The organism is Kribbella sp., from assembly GCF_035687465.1.
GTDB lineage: Bacteria > Actinomycetota > Actinomycetes > Propionibacteriales > Kribbellaceae > Kribbella.
In genome coordinates this window covers 1-16,913 of the sequence record NZ_DASRXP010000096.1, presented here as the reverse complement: position 1 = coordinate 16,913, position 16,913 = coordinate 1, and the positions used below count along the sequence as shown (strand labels likewise).

Genomic DNA, 16,913 nt, shown 5'->3' with positions numbered 1-16,913 from the left:
TGCTGGAGTACTCGAGCCTCGAGGAGCAAGGCGCCAACAGTTCCGCCTTGCAGCTCAGCGACTCATTGCTGACGGCAACTGTGCTGGCAGTCGGCGGCACCCTCTTCGCCGCGATCGAGCCGCACTCGGCGACCACGGCCTACCTGACCGCCTTCGGCCTGCCCGCCGCCTTGGCGTTGCTCGGCGTCTTCGCGGCCCGCCGTACCGCTATTCCTTCGACCCTGTGACGGCGATGCTGGCGCCGAGGCCGATAATCATCAGGCCGCCCGTGCCGCCGACCAGCTCCAGCCGGCGGGGCGAGCGGGCGAACCACTCCCGTGCGGTGCCCGCGACCAGGGCCCAGGGGCCAGCAGGGCCGCGGCCAGTGACTTGCGGGTGCGGAAGGCGTGCACGCCGAGATAGATCAGGTAGGCGGCGCCGGCCAGCTTGACCGCGGTCAGGGCGATCGCGCTGGCGGCGATCAGGTGCTCGGCGGACGGCATTTCCTCAGACTAGGTGCCGGTGCCTTCCGCGGCAGGCGCTTTCCAGCAGGTGGGAAGGATCACCCGGCGCGCCGCGTCCGTTGACCCTGGAGGAAAGGGGCCGCTACGGTTCGGGGGACAACCTGCGGTGCCATGAGGGAAGCCGGTGAGAGTCCGGCACGGCCGCGCCACTGTGAGCGAGCTTGCTCGTGAGTCAGGACGCTCGGGCACCAGCAGCCTTTCGATGGGGACGCGCCTTCCCCAGGAGGTCCTGATGCCAGCTCCTGCTCGCTCGGTCGCCGTACCGGCCATCTCACCCCGCCTGCTCGCGATCGCACTGCTCGCCACCGGCCTGCTGCTCCTGCTGGCCTATCTGGTCGCGTTCGACCAGGGCGCCGTCTCGCAGTCCGGCATGTACCTGCACGAGCTGATGCACGACGGCCGCCACCTGCTCGGCGTGCCCTGCCACTGAGGGCCTTAGCTCTGTCAGCACCCCTCCTCTGAACGACAGGACTGCCATGCGCACCTTCGGATCTCTCCTGGTGCGCGGCCTGATCGTCGGGCTCTTCGCCGGCCTGCTGGCCGGAACCTTCGCGTACGTGATGGGCGAACCGCGCATCGACTCCGCGATCGCCATCGAAGAGGCCGCCGGCGCCGCGCACACCCATGACGCAGCAGGCAACACCGTCCCGGCCGAGGCTGAGGAAGAACCACTCGTCAGCCGCGACGGCCAACGGGCGGGCCTCTTCCTCGCCACCACCCTGTACGGCGTGGCGCTCGGCGGCATCTTCGCCGTCGGATTCACGCTGCTCCGGCGCCGACTGCGGACCACCAGCGACTCGTACGCCGCGCTCGGCCTGGCGGCGGCCGGTTTCGTCGGGATCGTGCTCGTGCCGTTCCTGAAATACCCGCCGAACCCGCCGGCGGTCGGTGATCCCGAGACCATCACCAAGCGGACAGTGACCTATCTCTTGACCCTGGTGATCGGCCTGCTCGCGGTCTGGGCCGGAGTCGCCGCAGCCCGCTGGGCAGCCGCCCGCCTCGGTGAGACACCGTGGATCCGCCTCGCCGTCGGTGGAGCCGCCTTCCTCGCGACCGTGGTCGCGGCGTACCTGATCCTGCCGGCGATCAACGAGGTACCGGGTTCGTTCCCGGCCACACTGCTCTGGCAGTTCCGCTTCGCCTCGCTCGGTACGCAGGCGACACTGTGGTTGTTGCTCGGATTCGGATACGCCGCCGCGGTAGACCGCCGTACCCGGGTCTCCGCCGACGCTGAGGTGGCTGCCGCTTGACCACGTTGACGCTGGTCGCTCACGCACTGACGCCGGCACTCCGCGGGCTCGTCCTTGGGGGCGACGCCGAACCGGATCCGGCGAGCATCGAGGTGGCCAGGGGCCTCAAATTCGTCGCCGACGACGTGTACTCCGGTCCAGAAACGGCCGCCCAACGAACAGCCGACGCCCTCGGCCTCACCGCGACCATCGAGCCCGTACTGCGAGATCGCGACTACGGCGAATGGACAGGCCAAAGTCTCGAGGACCTCCTCGCGGCTGATCCCGCTCCGGTATCAGCGTGGCTCGAACGCCCCCACGCAGCCCCACCCGGCGGCGAGAGCGCGAACGACCTGATCACCCGAGTAGCCGACTGGCTCAGCGATCTACCCCAACCCGAGACAGAGCGTCGTACCGTCATCGCGGTGGTCCACCCGGCAGTCGTCCGAGCAATGGTCCTCTACGCCGTCGAAGCCCCAGCCGAGTCCCTCCGCCACATCGACGTCCGCCCCCTCTCGACCGTCAACCTCACAGAACACTCCGGCATCTGGTCCCTCACCTTCAACTGAGCCCGCTGCTGAGCAGCTTCAGCTGTCCGAGACCGTCACCTTGGTGAACAGGGGGCGGCCGCTCGGAGGCATCACGAAGTTCTGGACCCGGTCGCGATGGGCGCTGTTGCTGGCCAGTTCGGCCGGGAAGATGCCGACGGCGTCATCCCAGATGATCTGTCCTGCTTGGGCGTACAGCTTGTCGCGCTCGCCCTGGTCGATCGAGGTACGGGCTCCGAGCAACAAGTTGTCCAGCGCCGGGCTGCAATAGCCATTGCGCTTCGCGGAGCAGACGTAGAGGCGGGCCAGGGTGTAGTCGGCATCGCCCGTGCCGGTCACGTTGGTCTGGAGGTTCATGTCCCAGTTGAGTTTGCCGAAATCCTCCAGCCACTGCGCACGCTCTTTCTCCAGCGGCTTGACCTTGATGCCGACCTTGGCCCAGTCGGAGATCATCGCCTGCGCCAGCGCCCGGATGTTCGGGCCACCTTCGAGCGGCCACTGCATCGACGTGGTGAACCCGTCCGGCAGTCCGGCCGCGGCGAGCAACTGCTTCGCCTTCGCCGGGTCGTACGGGTACGGCGACAGCTTCGGCGCGCCGATCACTCCCTGCGGCACCGGAGCCTGCGCGACAGACGCGAGATCGCCGAACAGGTCCTTCACCGTCCCGTCCAGGTTCAACGCGTACCACATCGCTTGCCGGACCCGCTTGTCGTCGAACGGCTTGCGGTTGGAGTTGAACCAGTTGAAGTAGTAGCTCCAGCTCGGCGTGGTGGCGTAGCTGATGTCCTTGCTGCCGCTCACTTGCGCCACCTGGTCCGGTGGGATCGCGGTCAGCACGTCGACCTCGCCGTTCTCCAGCCCGGTGATCCGCCCGGCCACCTCGGGAATCGCGACGAACTCGAGCCGGCCCAGCTTCGGCGCACCGTCCCAGTACTGCGCGTTGGCCGCCAACGTGAGCTTCTCGTCCGGCGCGAACTCGCTCACCGTGAACGGACCGGTGCCGATCGGCTTGCTGAAGAACCCGTCGGTGTTGATCTTGTCCGCAGGCCCGATGAAGAGCAGCGTCAGCGAGCTGAGCAAAGTACCGAGCGGCTTACTCGTCTTCACGGTGACGGTGAGGTCGTCGGTCGCCTCGAAGGCGGTCACCGTCGCATAGAGGGGAACCAGCGGCCCCTCCAGTTTCTGATGCCGCTGGTACGACGCGACGACGTCCTTCGCGGTGAACGGGGTCCCGTCGGAGAACTTCACCTCGGGCCGCAGCTTGAACACCCAGGTCTTCGCGTCCGGGTTCTGCCAGGAGGCGGCCAGCACCTGCACGAACTTGCCGGCGTCGACCCGGACCAGCGGCTCCATCACCTGCTGGATCGCGGTCTGCACAGCCTCCTCCCCGGCGTACTTGTGGGTGTCCAGGGAGACCGGGAACATGGCCGGTGCATAGCGCAGGACCTGCTCGCCGCTGCCCGGCTCGCTCGCCGGCGAGCAGGCGCTCAGCCCGGCCGTCAGGGCGACCAACGAGGCCACCAGCATCCTTCGCTTTCTCAACACAGTCGATCTCCTTTGCAGGGCAGGGCCGTCACGACGAGGGCCGCGTGAAGGTGTAGGTGGCGGCGACCGGATAGTGGTCGGACGGTGCGCGCCCGGCGTGGAAGAACTCCACGACCTCGCTGCAGCGCACCGCGACCGGGCCGCGTCCGAAGATCCAGTCGATCGCCTTGGGCGGCGAGGCCAGCGGTGACAGCCGGGTGCCGATCGGACCGGGCGCGACGGTCGGGACCACTGGATGGGTGACCGGTGAGTGCCGGCCGAGGGCGGTGAAGCTGTCCAGGAAGCCCGCATTCCCCAGCTCCCACTGGGGTGGGCCGATGTCGTTGATGTCGACTGTGAACAGGCAAGGTCCGTCGCCGGCCAGCCGCTCCAGCGCTGCGGCGATCGCCCGGGCTTGACCGATCCGCCGGTTGCCGAGATCGGCTCGCTCGTCGGGATGGCCGGGCCACGTCAGGTGCGCGGTACTGAAGACAAGGGCTGGTGCGTCCGGATCACGGGGCTGAAGGCGGACCCAGAACAGGGCGGCGTCGGACGACAGGATGCCGACGTCCTCCCAGCCGTGCTCGACCAGCTCGAACAAGTCTCGTCGCCACCACAGATTGCTCTGTTTCTCCCAACCGGGGAAGGAATCCTCGACGCGGCTGTGGCCCGGCAGCGCCTGATCCACCAGGGTCCTGGTGCTGGCGCAGAGCTCCTGGACTGCGAGTAGATCGGGTGGTCGTGTGATCAACAAAGCGTGCAGCGCGTCCCGGCGTTCGTCGAGATGGAACTCGCCCCACAGGTTGTAGGTCATCGCGACGAAGCTGAAGTTGCTCAAGGCAATGGTCATGACGGCTGCTCCTGAGCGGTCCCGGCTGAGGTGGGAACGTTGTAGGCGGTGAGGCTCGTTGCCGTGATGGCGCCGTCCACCACCAGCCGCAGTACGGTCAGCGAGCAGTTGACCGGCGGGTCGAGCGACAGTTGTCCGCCCGGAGGGAGGCCGAGTGCTTCCGCGGCGGCCGTCCGGATCGGGCCGCCGTGGGTGACCACCAGCACTCTCGTGCCGCTCGTCGCGGCGCGGACCGCGTGCCACACCCGGTCCCGCAGTTGGGCGAACGTCTCGCCGCCTCCCCGGGCGACGTCCTCGCCGCGAGCGAAGGCGGCAACCACGTCCGGTTCCTCGGCGAGGATGTCGGCGAAGGTCCGTCCGCTCCAGGTGCCGACGTCGATCTCCCGCCACCGGCGATCCACCCGCACCGTCGGGCAGCCGCCCTCGGCGTACGGTTGCAGCGTCTCGGTGACCCGCTGCAGGTCGCTCGCGACCACCGCGTCGAACGGCGGGAACATGCCGCGCAGATACTCCGCGGCCTGCTTCGCCTGGTGTCGCCCGAGCTCGCTCAGGCCGGTGCCCTGCTGTCCCTGGTAGCGATCCTCGGCATTCCACGACGATTCGCCGTGCCGGAGCATCATTACTTCGACGACTCGGCTCATCAACGGGCCACCAGATCGGTCCGACGCTCCGCGAAGTGGCAGGCCGCAGGGTGCAGCCCGAGTCGCAGCTCGAGCGCAGGATCCTCGGCCGCGCAGACGTCCTGCGCCTTCCAGCACCGGGTGCGGAACCGGCAACCCGACGGGGGATCCGCGGGAGACGGCACATCGCCCCCGATCAGGATCGGCGTCCGGGGCGGCCGTGCCCAGGGCAACGGATCCGGGACGGCCGACAGCAACGCCTGGCTGTACGGGTGGATCGGTTCGGCGAAAAGCTCCTGCTGCGAGGCGGTCTCGACGATCCGGCCGAGATACATCACCGCCACCTGGTCGGAGATGTGCCGGACCACGGACAGATCGTGGGCGATGAACAGATAGGCGAGACCGAGCTCCGACCGAAGATCCGCGAGCAGGTTGAGCACCTGTGCCTGCACCGAGACGTCGAGTGCCGACACGGCTTCGTCGCAGATCACCAGCTTCGGCCGGAGCGCGAGAGCCCGGGCGATCCCGATCCGCTGCCGTTGGCCTCCGGAGAACTGATGCGGGTACCGGGCCGCGTGGTCCGGGTTCAGCCCGACCCGCTCGAGCAGCTCGCGGACCTCGGGCTTGAAGCGATCACGCGGGACCACGTCGGGGTGGATCTCCCAGGCCTCGGTGATGATCTGTTCGACGGTCGCCCGTGGGTTCAGCGAGGCGTACGGGTCCTGGAAGATCATCTGCAGGTGCCTGCGCACCTGGCGCATCCGGGCCGGTGGCAACGAAGTGAGTTCCTCACCCTCGAAGAGGATGCTGCCGGACTGGGACTTCTCCAGCCCGATGATCGTCCGGGCGACTGTCGACTTGCCGGAGCCGGACTCACCGACCAGACCGAGCGTGCCGCCCGCCGGGATCTCGAAGGACACCCCGGCGACGGCTTGGACGTGCCCGACCGTACGGCGAAGCAGAGCCGAGCGGAGCGGAAACGTGGTGTGCAGATCGCGCACTTGCAGGAGGGGAGTGTCAGAGGGCATCGCTGAGCACCTTCCCCGAGTGGTGACAGGCGGAGCTGTGCGGCAACGGGCGGCCGGGAGCATCGAGCAGGGCCGGCTCCTCGTCCGCACAGAGCTGGTCGGCGAAGTTGCAGCGGGGCCGGAAGGAACAACCCGAGGGCAGATCCAGCAAGTCGGGCGGCCCGCCCTGGATCGGGGTGAGCCGTTCGCGCGGCCCGTCGATCGCAGGCAGCGAACCCATCAGTCCGGTGGTGTAGGGATGTGCGCTGTGCTCGTAGACCTCACGGATCGGGCCCGCCTCGACCACGCGTCCGGCGTACATCAGGACCACCCGGTCGGCGACGTCGGCCACCACGCCGAGGTCATGGGTGATCAGGACGAGTGACATGCCTTCCTCGTCCTGCAGCCGCGCCAGCAGGTCCATGATCTGGGCCTGCACGGTGACGTCGAGCGCGGTCGTGGGTTCGTCGGCGATCAGTAGCCGCGGTGAGAGGGCGAGCGCCATCGCGATCATCACCCGCTGCCGCATCCCGCCGGAGAACTGGTGTGGGTAGTCGTCGAGCCGCTTCTCCGCGGCCGGGATGCCGACCCGGCGCATCAGTTCGAGCGCCTGCGCCCGTGCCTCCTTGCGGGAAGCGCCGCGGTGGCGGCGGAACATCTCGCCGATCTGCGCGCCGACCCGGAACACCGGGTTCAGCGAACTCAGTGGGTCCTGGAACACCATCGCGATCTCCCGGCCGCGCAGTTCCCTCTTGGCCGGGGCCGGCAACGTCAGCAGGTCGCGGCCGTCGTAGTGGATGCTGCCGCCGGTCACCCGGCCGGCCGGCTTGGGGACGATGCCGAGCACGGCCTGTGCGGTGACGCTCTTGCCGCTGCCGGATTCGCCCAGCAACGCGACCGTCTCGCCACGCCGTACGTCGAAGGAGGCGCCGTCGACCGCGGTCACCACCCCGGCGGCGGTGCTGAACTCGACCCGCAGATCACGCACGGACAACAGGGGTTCAGCTGTCATCACAGGCTCCTCAGGCGCGGGTCGTACCGGTCCCGCAGGGCATCGCCGAGGACGCCGAGTGACACCACCAGGAAGGCGAGCGCGATCCCGGGCACGGTCGAGATCCACCACGCGTCGGCAAGGTAGTTACGTCCGTTCGCGATCGTGACGCCCCAGCTCGGCGTACTGGCGGGCGTACCGAGGCCGAGGAAGGAGAGCGATGCCTCGGCCAGGATCACGTGGCCGATCTCGACCGTCGCCACCACCAGCACCGGCGCGATGCAGGCCGGCAACACGCAGCGGCGGATCAGCCGCCAGGTGCCGGCGCCGAGCGTACGGGTGGCGTCGACGTACTCCCGCCGGCGAGTGGCCAGCGCCTGGCCGCGGGTGACCCGGGCGAACGTGACCCAGTTGGACACCGCAAGCACGATCACGACGTTGACGACGCTGGGTCCGAGCAGAGCCGCGATGAAGATGGCCAGCAGGATCGAGGGGAACGCCAGCTGGATGTCGGCCAGCCGCATCAGCACGCTGTCCAGCCAGCCGCCGAAGTACCCCGCGGCCAGTCCGACCGTGACACCGATCGTGCCCGCGAGCAGCAGGGTGGCCAGGCCGACCGCGATCGAGATCCTTGCCCCCTGCAACATCTGGGCAAGCAGGTCCTGGCCGACCTGGTCGGTGCCGAAGATGGCCAGTGAGCCGTCGGAAAGTCTGCTGAACGGTGGTTTCAGCCGGTCCTGGGTCCGGGTGGCCACCGGGTCGAACCGGACGATCCAGGGTCCGATCGCGGCGGCGACGGCGTACAGGATGATCACCGTCAGGCCGAAGCGGATCCTCGCGGAGCCGGCCCGGCCTCGCGCCCGGGCTTTCGCCGGGGTCGCCACCAGCGCGACGTCGAGGTCGGTAGAGGTCACATCAGTCACCAGCCAGGCGGACGCGGGGGTCCAGGAAGCCGTAGATCAGATCCACGAGCAGGTTGATTCCGACGAAAATGGTGGCCACGAGCAGGATCGCGGCCTGGACGACGCCGTAGTCCCGGCGCCCGATCGAGTCGATCAGCAGTCGGCCGACGCCAGGCCAGGCGAACACGGTCTCGACGATCACGGTGCCGCCGAGCAGCGCACCGAACTGCAGCCCGACCACGGTGACGATCGGGATCAACGCGTTGCGCAGCGCATGCGACAGGATCACCGTCGACTCCAGCAGGCCTTTGGCCCGGGCTGTCTGCACGTAGCCCTCGTGCACGACCTCGAGCAGTCCACTGCGGGTGAGGCGGACCAGGATGGCGAGGAACGGCAGCGCCAGCGTGATGGTCGGCAGTACCAGGTGGGACCAGGTGCCGGAGCCCGAGCTGGGCAGCACCTGCAGGCCGCGGCTGAAGACGAGAATCATCACGATGCCCAGCCAGAACGACGGCGTGGACTGGCCCAGCAATGAGAACACCGAGATCCCGCGGTCGATCCAAGTGTTCGCGCGCAGGGCAGCGACCACACCCAGCGGCAGACCGATCAGCAGGGAGACCAGCAGAGCCGTCGAGGCGAGCTGGATCGTGGCCGGAACGCGTTGCAGGACAAGGCTCATCGAGTCCGCGTTCAACCGGAACGACTGCCCGAAGTCGAGCCGGACCACGTTCGACAGATAGGTCGCGTACTGCTGGACCAGCGAGTGGTCCAGCCCGAGCTGGGCTCGCAGGGCCGCGATCTGCGCCTGGTCCGCGTCGGGCCCGAGCATGATGTACGCCGGATCACCGGGGACCAGCCGGAGGACGACGAAGATGATCGTGACCGCACCCCACAGCACGAACACCGAGAAGAACAGCCGCCTGAGGACGTAAGCCGCCATCAGGCCCCCCTGCGCTGGACCAGCTCGGCGGCGGGTGGTGCGCCGAACTGCCGGGCGGTCCGGGTGAGGGCGGCGAGCACGGAGCGGAGTTCCTCGATCGAGGTCGATCCGCCGGCGAGTTCGGCGCCGAGCGACGCGACGCACCGCCCGTCCGCGGCGCGCACCGGTACGGCGACCATCCGCGGCAGCGAGGCCACCGGCCGGGAGTTGTGCGCGAACCCGGTCTCGCGGGCGCGGTGCAGTGCGGCGAGCGTGTTGTGCCGGTCTCCGGTGTCGACCAGATGCGCGTCGACCTCGTGGGCGGGGAAGGCGGACAGATAGGCGCGGCCCAGCGCGCTGCGGTGCAGAGACACCGGATCACCAGGCTTCACCGTCGGCCGAGTGCCACCAGCGACGGCCGCGACCTGGAGAACAGTGCAGTCGACGCCACCGGTAGCAGACCGCGCACCAGGCTTCGCCAGTACTACGGTCCGCCGGAGCCGGCCACCTAGTCCGATCACCGGATCGTCCTGGGCGGCCGGAGTACCGGGTGCGCCGCGGAGACCGGCGAGACCCACGGCGGCGCAGTACTGGTGGTCGCCGACGCGGTGGACCAGGCCGTGGTCGCAGAAGGTCATCAGGATCCGGTGGACGGTGCTCTTGTGCAGGCCGACGGCGACGGCGAGCTCGGTGACGCCGTACGGGCGGTTCTGCCGGTTGAGCTCGGCCAGCACCGTCAGGGCTCGGCTCAGCGACTGCATGATGACCTCCGGGATCCGAGCACCGTGAACGTTAACGGGAGCGTTAATGTACCGTAAAAGTCTGCTATCTCCGTGTCAAGGCCTGGTCGTTGCAGTGCGCGGAACAGTCGATTGACGGCTATTTCCCGTTAACGTTAATGTCAGCCGACTCGCGGCCGCCGCTCCGGCGTCGCCGCTCCGACCCTCACCTGGAGGCCTGCGTGACCACCGACGTCAGAGCCGCGTTGCTGGCCGCCGATCCGCGCCTGTCCAAGTTCTCGCCGCTGCCACGCATCCTGGCGTTCGACGACTTCGACAGCGGGACGCACGGCTGGTGCGAACTGCTCGGCAACTACAACGGGCGGGGAGACCTCGGCACGGTCGACGCGCACATGCGGGACTTCCGGCCGCCGCAACTCTCGTCCTGCACGTTCTTCGACATCGGTACCCACGGCGCGATGAGCGGTACCTATGCACTCAAGCTCGCCACCCGGCCGTACAAGGGACACACGGCGGTCGCGATCCGCCGGCTCACCATGAGCGGTCGCGGCCTGGTGCAGCTGGAGACCTACTTCGCCTTCAAGTCAGAGGCCACGCTCGGCGGCGGTGCGGAGCTGGACAGCTTCGGCGACGTCCAGTGGGACGGCAACACGCATCCGTCGGAGGCGCAGTTCGGCGCCTTCACGGTGGCGACGGATCTGTGCGGCGACGGGGGGCTGCGCTACCACACCGTGGCGCGTTACCAGAACACCGATCTGGACAACCGTTTCACGCGGCGGTGGATGGCGCCGACGGTGCCCGAGCCGACTCCGCGCGAACACTTCGAGGGCAAGGTGAAGCTCGAGTACGCCGCGGACTTCACCGCGCCGAACCCGGAGGACTGGCAGACGTTCGGCGAGCCGCAGGAGCTCTGCTACAACGAGGTTCCGACCAAGGTGAACTGGCACTACCTGCGCTGGCTGGTCGACACCGATGCCCGCCGGAACGTGGAGCTGCAGGTGAACGATCGGGTGATGGACATGCGTGATGTCCCGGTCCCGCCGTACGAGGAACGCTACGAGACGCTCGAGAACCTGCTGAACTTCTACTTCTCGGTCCGGACCCACTCGGCGGTGCGGAACTTCCTCTTCCTCGACTCCGTCCTCATCTCGGTTGATTGGTAGGCATCGTGCGACAGTCCATGACCGCAGTACTGGAACGCGACACCACGTTCGACAAGGACTTCGACACCGAGCCGTACGAGGTCGCCTGGGCGGGTGAGGCGCGCTGGTTCGTCCAGTTGGTCGGAGGCGACGGTGCGGCCCGGTTCGTCACCCAGATATCACCCGACGGCATCACCTGGTGCGATCTCGACGGGGACGAGCACGTCGCCGGCGGGCCGGGCGAGCTGGTCAGCTGGCCGGCCACCGATTTCGGCAACTGGCTGCGGGTGCGCGCCACGGTCGAGGGCACCGTCCAGGTCCGGATCCACCTGGCAGTCAAGGCCTAGTCTGCTCACAGCTTCATCTCAACGGGAGGAATGGATGGGGGAGGCGCGTCGCCCGACGTTGCGCGACATCGCTGACGCCTTGGGGTTGTCGGTCAACACCGTGTCGAGGGCGTTGGGCGACAAGGACAGCGTGAGCGCGCGGACGCGGTCTGCCGTACAGGCCGAGGCGGCGCGGATCGGGTACGTGCCGAACTCGCTGGCCCGGTCGCTGGTGCTCGGCTCGGCGATGACCTTGGGTCTCGTCATCACCAACCCGTCCAACCCGTTCTACGCGCAGCTGATCAGTGGCATCGAGCTGCGGGTCCGGGCGCAGGGGTACTCCTTGCTGTTGCTCGTCACCGATGAGAGTGCGGAGAACGAACAGCGCGCGACGGAGGCCTTGCTGCGTTCTGCCGTGGACGGCGCGATCGTGGTGCCGGTCCAGGCCGAGTGGGAACACTGGCGCCGGGTTCGCGACTCCGGCATCCCGCTGGTGTTCGTGAACCGCGACGTGCCCGAGCTCGACTGCGACATGGTCGGGGTGGACAACGAGCGGGGCGCGTACGACGCCACCACGCACCTGATCACGGGTGGCGCGCGGAAGTTGCTGGTGCTGGAGGAGGACCTGCCGATCACGACCACCGCGGACCGGGTGGCGGGGTTCCGGCGGGCCATGGCGGACGCCGGCCTCACGGTGTCGGCCGACACCGTCCGCGCAGTACCGACGAAGCGGTACGACTCCCTCGCCCTGCCGTGGCAGCCGGAGGAGGCGTACCGCTTCGCTCGCGAGTTCGTCACCGGCGGGGACCATCCGGACGGGATTGTCACGGGCAACGACTACTTCGCGCTCGGTCTGCTCAGGGTGCTGGCGGAGCAGGGGCTCGAGGTGCCCGGTGAGGTCGCCGTCACGGGCTATGGCGATCACCCGTACGCCGCCTACCTGCAGACCCCACTGACGACCGTCCGCCTGCCGGCCGCCGAAGTTGGTACGACAGCTGTCGACCTGCTACTCCGGCGGATCCGCCACGAAAGCGGCGAACGCCCCAGCAAAACCCTGATCCGTCCGGAACTCATGATCCGCGCGTCAACCACCCCCTGAACGATCCCGGTCAGCTGGTGGCGGCTCGTTCGGCGGCGCTGCGGAGGACGCAGAACTCGTTGGCTTCGGGGTCGAGCATGACGACGAAGCCGGTGCCGTCGGGTTCTCGGCGGTCGTGGGCGATGGTGGCTCCGAGGGTCAGGAGCCACTTGACCTCCTCGTCGCGGGGGCCGTCTGGTTCGAGGTCCAGGTGGACTCGGTTCTTGGCGGCCTTGGGGTCGTTGTTCTGTTCGAAGAGGAGCTTCACCGAGTCGGTTTCGACCGCGGCGTACGGGTCGCCGGGTTCGTCGTCGGCGGGGCGTTCGGCGCGGAGTACCTGGAGCCAGAAGCCGGCGAGTTCGTAGGGGTTGTGGGCGTCGAACGTCACTGTTCGGACAACGGAGGTCATGGGGTGAGAGTGGTGCAGATGGTCACTCCACCGCCAGTGGTTTCTCGAAGAAGAGGCAGGCGCCGGGGGTGCTGGTGGTGGGGTCGATGACGAGTTGGGCCTGGACGGTGAAGCCGGCCGTGGAACCCAGGGCGGCGACCTGGTCGGGTTGCCAGCGGTAGACGTCGAGCGACATCGGGTGACCGCCGTAGCCGGAGTCCTTGTGGTTCTGGGTGTCGCCGACGTGGAATCCGATCAGCAGTTTCCCGCCGGGGGCCAGGACCCGGTGGAACTCGGCGAAGGCGAGCGGCAGGACCTCTCGGGGGAGGTGGACGATGGACCACCACGAGAGGATGCCGGCCAGCTCTCCGTCTGCCAGGTCGAGCGCAGTCATCGAGCCGACGGTGAAGTCCAGGTCGGGGTGGTCCCGGCGGGCGATCTCGACCATCCCGGGCGACAGGTCGACGCCGAAGGCGGGCAGCCCGAGCGAGTGCAGCCGTGCGGTCACCCGCCCGGGCCCACACCCCGCATCGAGCACCCGCCCAGCAGCGCCGTCGGTTCGCCGTACGAGGTCGGCGAAGGTGGTGAGCAGGGTGGTTTCCCAGGGTTCCGCGGCACGGACCATCCCGGCGTACGACTCGGCCACCGTGTCGTAGGAGGTGCGGATTCCCTGCAGATAAGACACCTGCCCGAGACTAAGCCTTTCCGAGGGCCTGCTTCTGCCGGCCCAACCCCTGGATCTCGCACTCGACGACGTCGCCGGGCGAGAGATACGGGAAGCGGCCGGACAGCGCCACGCCCTCGGGAGTGCCGGTGTTGACGAGGTCGCCCGGGTCGAGCGTCATGTACTGCGACAGGTCGCGGATCAGGGCGGCCACCGAGAAGATCATGTCGCGCGTGTTCGAGTCCTGCCGGACCTCGCCGTTGACCCAGGACTTGAGGTCCAGGTTCTGCGGGTCGCCGACCTCGTCGGCCGGAACGAGCACCGGTCCGAGCGGGTTGAAGGTCTCACAGGCCTTGCCCTTGGACCACTGGCCGCCGGACACCTCGAGCTGGAGGGCGCGCTCGGAGACGTCGTTCGAGACGGCGTACCCGGCGATGCAGGCGAGTGCCTCCTCGTCGGAGGACAGGTACCGGGCGGTCTTGCCGATCACCACGGCCAGCTCCACCTCCCAGTCCGTCTTGGTGGAGCCGCGGGGAACCAGTACGTCGTCGTGCGGGCCGACGACGGTGTTCGGGTGTTTGTAGAAGACGACCGGGTTCTTCGGCGGTTCGGCGCCGGACTCGGCGGCGTGGGCCGCGTAGTTCAGCCCGATGCAGACCACGGCGCCCGGCTTCGCGATCGGCGCTCCGACCCGCAGGCCGTCGGTCGAGGCGACCGGCAGCGAGCCGGCGTCCAGCGCGGCGCGGGTCCGGCCGATGCCGTCGGAGGCGAGGAAGCCGCCGTCGATGTCGGCGGTGACGGAGCTCAGGTCGTAGACGGTGCCGTCGGTCGAACGCACATACGGGCGCTCCTCACCGATCGCACCGAGGCGCAGCAGTTCCACGGACTCTCCCTAGTGATCACTCTTTGTCGAACACGGGACGCAGCCGCGCCCGTGAGGCCTGGATATGCGTTCGCATCGCCGCGGCCGCCTCTGCCGGTTCACCCTTGCGGACCGCGGCCACGATCGTCTTGTGCTCACGCAACGCCTTGGTCGCGATGCCGCCGCCGTAGTACAGGCGGAACAAGTGCAGGTGGCAGTGCGTGCGGGCGAAGGACTGCCGGGCGGTGTCGTTGCCGGCCAGCTCCAGTACGAGGTCGTGGAACCGCTGGTCGTGCGCGGCCATCGCCTTGTAACTGTCGTAGTCCGGACGGTCCGGCACGTCGGTGTAGCTGAGCATCTCGTCCTTGAGCCGGACCAGGTCGTCCGCGGCTGCTCGCTCGGCGGCACGGCCGGCGGCCCAGGGCTCGATGTGCAGCCGGTACTCGAAGAGGTCCTCGAACTCGGCCCGGGTCAGCGTGGACGACACCCGGTAGCCGCGCAGCGGCTCCTTGATCACCAGGCCGTCGGACTCCAGCCGGGCCAGCGACTCGCGGATCGGGGTCTGTGAGATCCCCAGCTCCCGGGTCAGGCCGTCGATGTTGAGCCGGGTGCCCGGCTCGACCACGCTGTCCATGATCAGGCCCTTGACCGTCTCGTAGACGTCGTCGCTCAGAACCTGTCGCTGGGGCAGGCGCGTGAGCTGCCCCGCCAGACCCACGTGCGCATCTGTCACCGTCGCTCCTCCCGAAGCACCATTCTGCCCGACTCCTCCGGGTTGGCCTGTGCACAGTTCGTTACCGGAGCAAGTCTTGACGCCACCAGTGTGAAGCGGCAGCATCAGCTTGGCAATATCCTATAGGATCTTCGAGGAGCCACGCCCATGATCGCCCGCACCTCGCTGTACCGGAAGACCGCCGCCGGTCTGGCCGTCGTTGCGCTGGCCGCAACCGGTTGCAGCACCAAGAACTCCACCGACACCGCCGGCAGCACCGCGGGAGACGACGCCTCCGCCGGGACGTCGACCGGCCCGGTGGAGTTGAAGGACGGCTCCAAGGTGAAGCTAGCGCTGATCCCCGGCGGCGCGCACCCCTATTTCCAGCCCTGGAAGACCACTGGCGAGCAGGACAAGACCGAGTTCAAGCTCGGTGACGTCACCTTCAACGAGACCGGCGAGTGGGACCAGAGCAAGCAGAACAACGTGGTCAACTCGCTCGCCGCCCAGGGCTACAACGCGTTCGGCATCTTCGGTGTGTCGCCGACCGACATCAACTCCACCTTCCAGGACCTGAAGTCGAAGGGTTTCGCCGTCGGCTCGTTGGCGTCCTGCCCGGCCGGTGACACGAACGAGGCCGACTTCTGCCTGTCCACCGACGTCGAGGCGGCGGCGTACAAGGCGACCAAGGCGACCATCGACGCGATCGGCGGCGAGGGCACGATCGTGCACCTGACCGGCAACAACGTCGACTCCAACACCCAGCGCCGGATCGCCGGGGTGAAGAAGGCGATCGGCGAGACGAACGGCAAGGTCACCGAACTGCCGGTGATCACCGACATCGACAAGGACCTGCAGACCGCGCAGAAGGCGGTCGCCGACCTGCTCGCCTCCAAGGGCAAGGAGATCAAGGGCATCGTCACCACCGCCTACAACCCGGCCGTCGCGGCCGCCGACGGTGTTGCCAGCAGCAAGCTTCCGATCAAGGTGGTCGCGATCGACGACGACGCCAAGATCCTGTCCGGGATCAAGTCCGGCGGCGTCGCCGCGACCGTGACGCAGAACCCGGTCGGCCAGGCCTATGTCGGCGGCTGGGTGCTCGCCCTGCTCGGCTCGAAGCAGTGCACGATGAAGACTCCCGGCGTGATCGTCGACTCCGGCTCGTTCGTGGTCACCAAGGACAACGTGGACACCTATGACGCCGAGCGGCAGGCGAAGACCAAGGAACTGCAGACGGAGTTCGCCGGCCAGCTGAGCTGCCAGTGACGGCCTCGATGAGCCTCCCCGGTACGACGATCTCGCGGGCCGACGCCTTCCTCGTCGACCTCGAGGTGGAAACCGTTCGGACCGACGCGGTTCAGGCGTTCCTCAAGCAGGAGACGGTGTTCGTCGAGCTCGAGACCACCGACGGACTGGTGGGGCTGGGCTACTCGTACACGATCGGCACCGGCGGTACTGCGGTCCTCGCGATGCTCCGGGACCACCTGCTCCCGAGGCTGGTCGGCCAGGACGCCCGCAATGTCGAGGGGATCTGGTTCGACCTGTTCGCCTCCACCCGGGCGACCACGGTCGGGGCGATCACCTCGCTGGCCCTGGCTTCGGTCGACACCGCCCTGTGGGATCTCCGCTGCCGTCGCGCCGGCGAACCACTGTGGCGGCTGGCGGGTGGTTTCCGCCGGAACGTGCCGCTCTACGACACCGAGGGCGGTTGGTTGCACCTGACAACGGACCAGTTGGTCGCGGGCGCGTTGGCGTCGCAGAAGGCGGGCTGGCCCGGGGTCAAGCTGAAGATCGGTAAACCTCGCCTGCACGAGGACCTGGAGCGGTTGACCGCAGTACGGGATGCGGTCGGACCCGCGCTCGACATCATGGTCGACGCGAACCAGTCGATGACCTCCGCCGAGGCCA

The 16,913-nt window shown here is 68.3% G+C and carries 21 protein-coding genes, 1 pseudogene and 1 riboswitch; of the genes and pseudogenes, 9 read left to right on the top strand and 13 right to left on the bottom strand.

Annotation, left to right across the window (positions count from 1 at the left end; genetic code table 11):
- Positions 1-227: pseudogene (locus VFG33_RS04875) on the top strand (MFS transporter); the annotation flags it as partial.
- Positions 228-257: 30 nt separating this feature from the next.
- Here VFG33_RS04875 and VFG33_RS04870 read toward each other — a convergent pair.
- Positions 258-482: a hypothetical protein gene (locus tag VFG33_RS04870; RefSeq protein WP_325022817.1), complete on the bottom strand. Its 225-nt coding sequence runs from the start codon at positions 480-482 to the stop codon at positions 258-260.
- A 137-nt stretch (positions 483-619) separates the two neighbouring features.
- A riboswitch (cobalamin riboswitch) is annotated at positions 620-684 on the top strand.
- Between the two features lie 51 nt (positions 685-735).
- On the opposite strand from VFG33_RS04870, the gene VFG33_RS04865 reads away from it, so the two are divergent.
- The 3 genes from VFG33_RS04865 to VFG33_RS04855 are packed head-to-tail and all read left to right on the top strand — an operon-like array spanning position 736 to position 2,301.
- Complete coding sequence (locus tag VFG33_RS04865; RefSeq protein ID WP_325022815.1) at positions 736-933, top strand: CbtB domain-containing protein; 198 nt, start codon at positions 736-738, stop codon at positions 931-933.
- A 46-nt stretch (positions 934-979) separates the two neighbouring features.
- Positions 980-1,753 (top strand): CbtA family protein, encoded by a 774-nt coding sequence (locus VFG33_RS04860; RefSeq protein WP_325022813.1) that lies wholly within the window; start codon positions 980-982, stop codon positions 1,751-1,753.
- A complete protein-coding gene (locus VFG33_RS04855; protein WP_325022811.1) occupies positions 1,750-2,301 on the top strand; it encodes a histidine phosphatase family protein in 552 nt (183 codons plus the stop codon). Before VFG33_RS04860 ends, VFG33_RS04855 begins: the two co-directional genes overlap by 4 nt.
- An 18-nt stretch (positions 2,302-2,319) precedes the next feature.
- On the opposite strand, the gene VFG33_RS04850 is transcribed toward VFG33_RS04855, so the two are convergent.
- The 8 genes from VFG33_RS04850 to VFG33_RS04815 are packed head-to-tail and all read right to left on the bottom strand — an operon-like array spanning position 2,320 to position 9,854.
- On the bottom strand, positions 2,320-3,825 hold the full coding sequence (locus VFG33_RS04850) for an ABC transporter substrate-binding protein (RefSeq protein ID WP_325022809.1): 1,506 nt from the start codon (positions 3,823-3,825) through the stop codon (positions 2,320-2,322).
- Positions 3,826-3,853: 28 nt separating this feature from the next.
- Positions 3,854-4,654, bottom strand: a complete 801-nt coding sequence (locus VFG33_RS04845) for an endonuclease/exonuclease/phosphatase family protein (RefSeq protein ID WP_325022807.1) — start codon at positions 4,652-4,654, stop codon at positions 3,854-3,856.
- The gene (locus VFG33_RS04840; RefSeq protein ID WP_325022805.1) at positions 4,651-5,295 is read right to left on the bottom strand and encodes a histidine phosphatase family protein; all 645 of its coding nucleotides are present in this window, start codon (positions 5,293-5,295) and stop codon (positions 4,651-4,653) included. Before VFG33_RS04840 ends, VFG33_RS04845 begins: the two co-directional genes overlap by 4 nt.
- Complete coding sequence (locus VFG33_RS04835) at positions 5,295-6,302, bottom strand: ABC transporter ATP-binding protein (RefSeq protein ID WP_325022803.1); 1,008 nt, start codon at positions 6,300-6,302, stop codon at positions 5,295-5,297. Before VFG33_RS04835 ends, VFG33_RS04840 begins: the two co-directional genes overlap by 1 nt.
- The gene (locus VFG33_RS04830; protein WP_325022801.1) at positions 6,292-7,293 is read right to left on the bottom strand and encodes an ABC transporter ATP-binding protein; all 1,002 of its coding nucleotides are present in this window, start codon (positions 7,291-7,293) and stop codon (positions 6,292-6,294) included. The genes VFG33_RS04835 and VFG33_RS04830 overlap by 11 nt, the downstream gene beginning before the upstream one ends.
- The gene (locus VFG33_RS04825) at positions 7,293-8,186 is read right to left on the bottom strand and encodes an ABC transporter permease (RefSeq protein WP_325022799.1); all 894 of its coding nucleotides are present in this window, start codon (positions 8,184-8,186) and stop codon (positions 7,293-7,295) included. Before VFG33_RS04825 ends, VFG33_RS04830 begins: the two co-directional genes overlap by 1 nt.
- 1 nt (position 8,187) lies before the next feature.
- Positions 8,188-9,114, bottom strand: coding sequence for a nickel ABC transporter permease (gene nikB, locus VFG33_RS04820; RefSeq protein ID WP_325022797.1), 927 nt, complete (start codon positions 9,112-9,114; stop codon positions 8,188-8,190).
- Positions 9,114-9,854, bottom strand: coding sequence for an IclR family transcriptional regulator (locus VFG33_RS04815; RefSeq protein WP_325022795.1), 741 nt, complete (start codon positions 9,852-9,854; stop codon positions 9,114-9,116). Before VFG33_RS04815 ends, nikB begins: the two co-directional genes overlap by 1 nt.
- Before the next feature lie 200 nt (positions 9,855-10,054).
- Here VFG33_RS04815 and VFG33_RS04810 point away from each other — a divergent pair, with 200 nt between their 5' ends.
- From VFG33_RS04810 to VFG33_RS04800, 3 genes are read left to right on the top strand one after another with little or no spacing between them, the layout of a single operon-like run.
- Positions 10,055-10,996: a DUF6772 family protein gene (locus tag VFG33_RS04810; RefSeq protein WP_325022793.1), complete on the top strand. Its 942-nt coding sequence runs from the start codon at positions 10,055-10,057 to the stop codon at positions 10,994-10,996.
- 5 nt (positions 10,997-11,001) lie between these two features.
- On the top strand, positions 11,002-11,322 hold the full coding sequence (locus tag VFG33_RS04805; protein ID WP_325022791.1) for a hypothetical protein: 321 nt from the start codon (positions 11,002-11,004) through the stop codon (positions 11,320-11,322).
- Between the two features lie 34 nt (positions 11,323-11,356).
- Positions 11,357-12,400: a LacI family DNA-binding transcriptional regulator gene (locus VFG33_RS04800; protein ID WP_325022790.1), complete on the top strand. Its 1,044-nt coding sequence runs from the start codon at positions 11,357-11,359 to the stop codon at positions 12,398-12,400.
- A gap of 10 nt (positions 12,401-12,410) precedes the next feature.
- On the opposite strand, the gene VFG33_RS04795 is transcribed toward VFG33_RS04800, so the two are convergent.
- From VFG33_RS04795 to VFG33_RS04780, 4 genes are read right to left on the bottom strand one after another with little or no spacing between them, the layout of a single operon-like run.
- Entirely contained in the window at positions 12,411-12,788 is a 378-nt protein-coding gene (locus tag VFG33_RS04795; protein ID WP_325022788.1) for a VOC family protein, read from the bottom strand.
- Positions 12,789-12,810: 22 nt separating this feature from the next.
- Positions 12,811-13,452 carry a class I SAM-dependent DNA methyltransferase gene (locus VFG33_RS04790; RefSeq protein ID WP_325022786.1) on the bottom strand — a complete coding sequence of 214 codons (642 nt, stop codon included), beginning with the start codon at positions 13,450-13,452 and terminating at the stop codon, positions 12,811-12,813.
- A 10-nt stretch (positions 13,453-13,462) separates the two neighbouring features.
- Positions 13,463-14,314, bottom strand: coding sequence for a fumarylacetoacetate hydrolase family protein (locus VFG33_RS04785; RefSeq protein ID WP_325022784.1), 852 nt, complete (start codon positions 14,312-14,314; stop codon positions 13,463-13,465).
- 16 nt (positions 14,315-14,330) lie between these two features.
- The gene (locus VFG33_RS04780; protein ID WP_325022782.1) at positions 14,331-15,026 is read right to left on the bottom strand and encodes a GntR family transcriptional regulator; all 696 of its coding nucleotides are present in this window, start codon (positions 15,024-15,026) and stop codon (positions 14,331-14,333) included.
- A 147-nt stretch (positions 15,027-15,173) separates the two neighbouring features.
- Between VFG33_RS04780 and VFG33_RS04775 the strand changes: the two genes are divergently transcribed.
- Entirely contained in the window at positions 15,174-16,271 is a 1,098-nt protein-coding gene (locus VFG33_RS04775) for a sugar ABC transporter substrate-binding protein (RefSeq protein ID WP_325022780.1), read from the top strand.
- Positions 16,268-16,913, top strand: a 646-nt coding sequence (locus tag VFG33_RS04770) for a mandelate racemase/muconate lactonizing enzyme family protein (RefSeq protein ID WP_325022778.1), incomplete at its 3' end; no start/stop codon positions are given. The genes VFG33_RS04775 and VFG33_RS04770, both read left to right, overlap by 4 nt.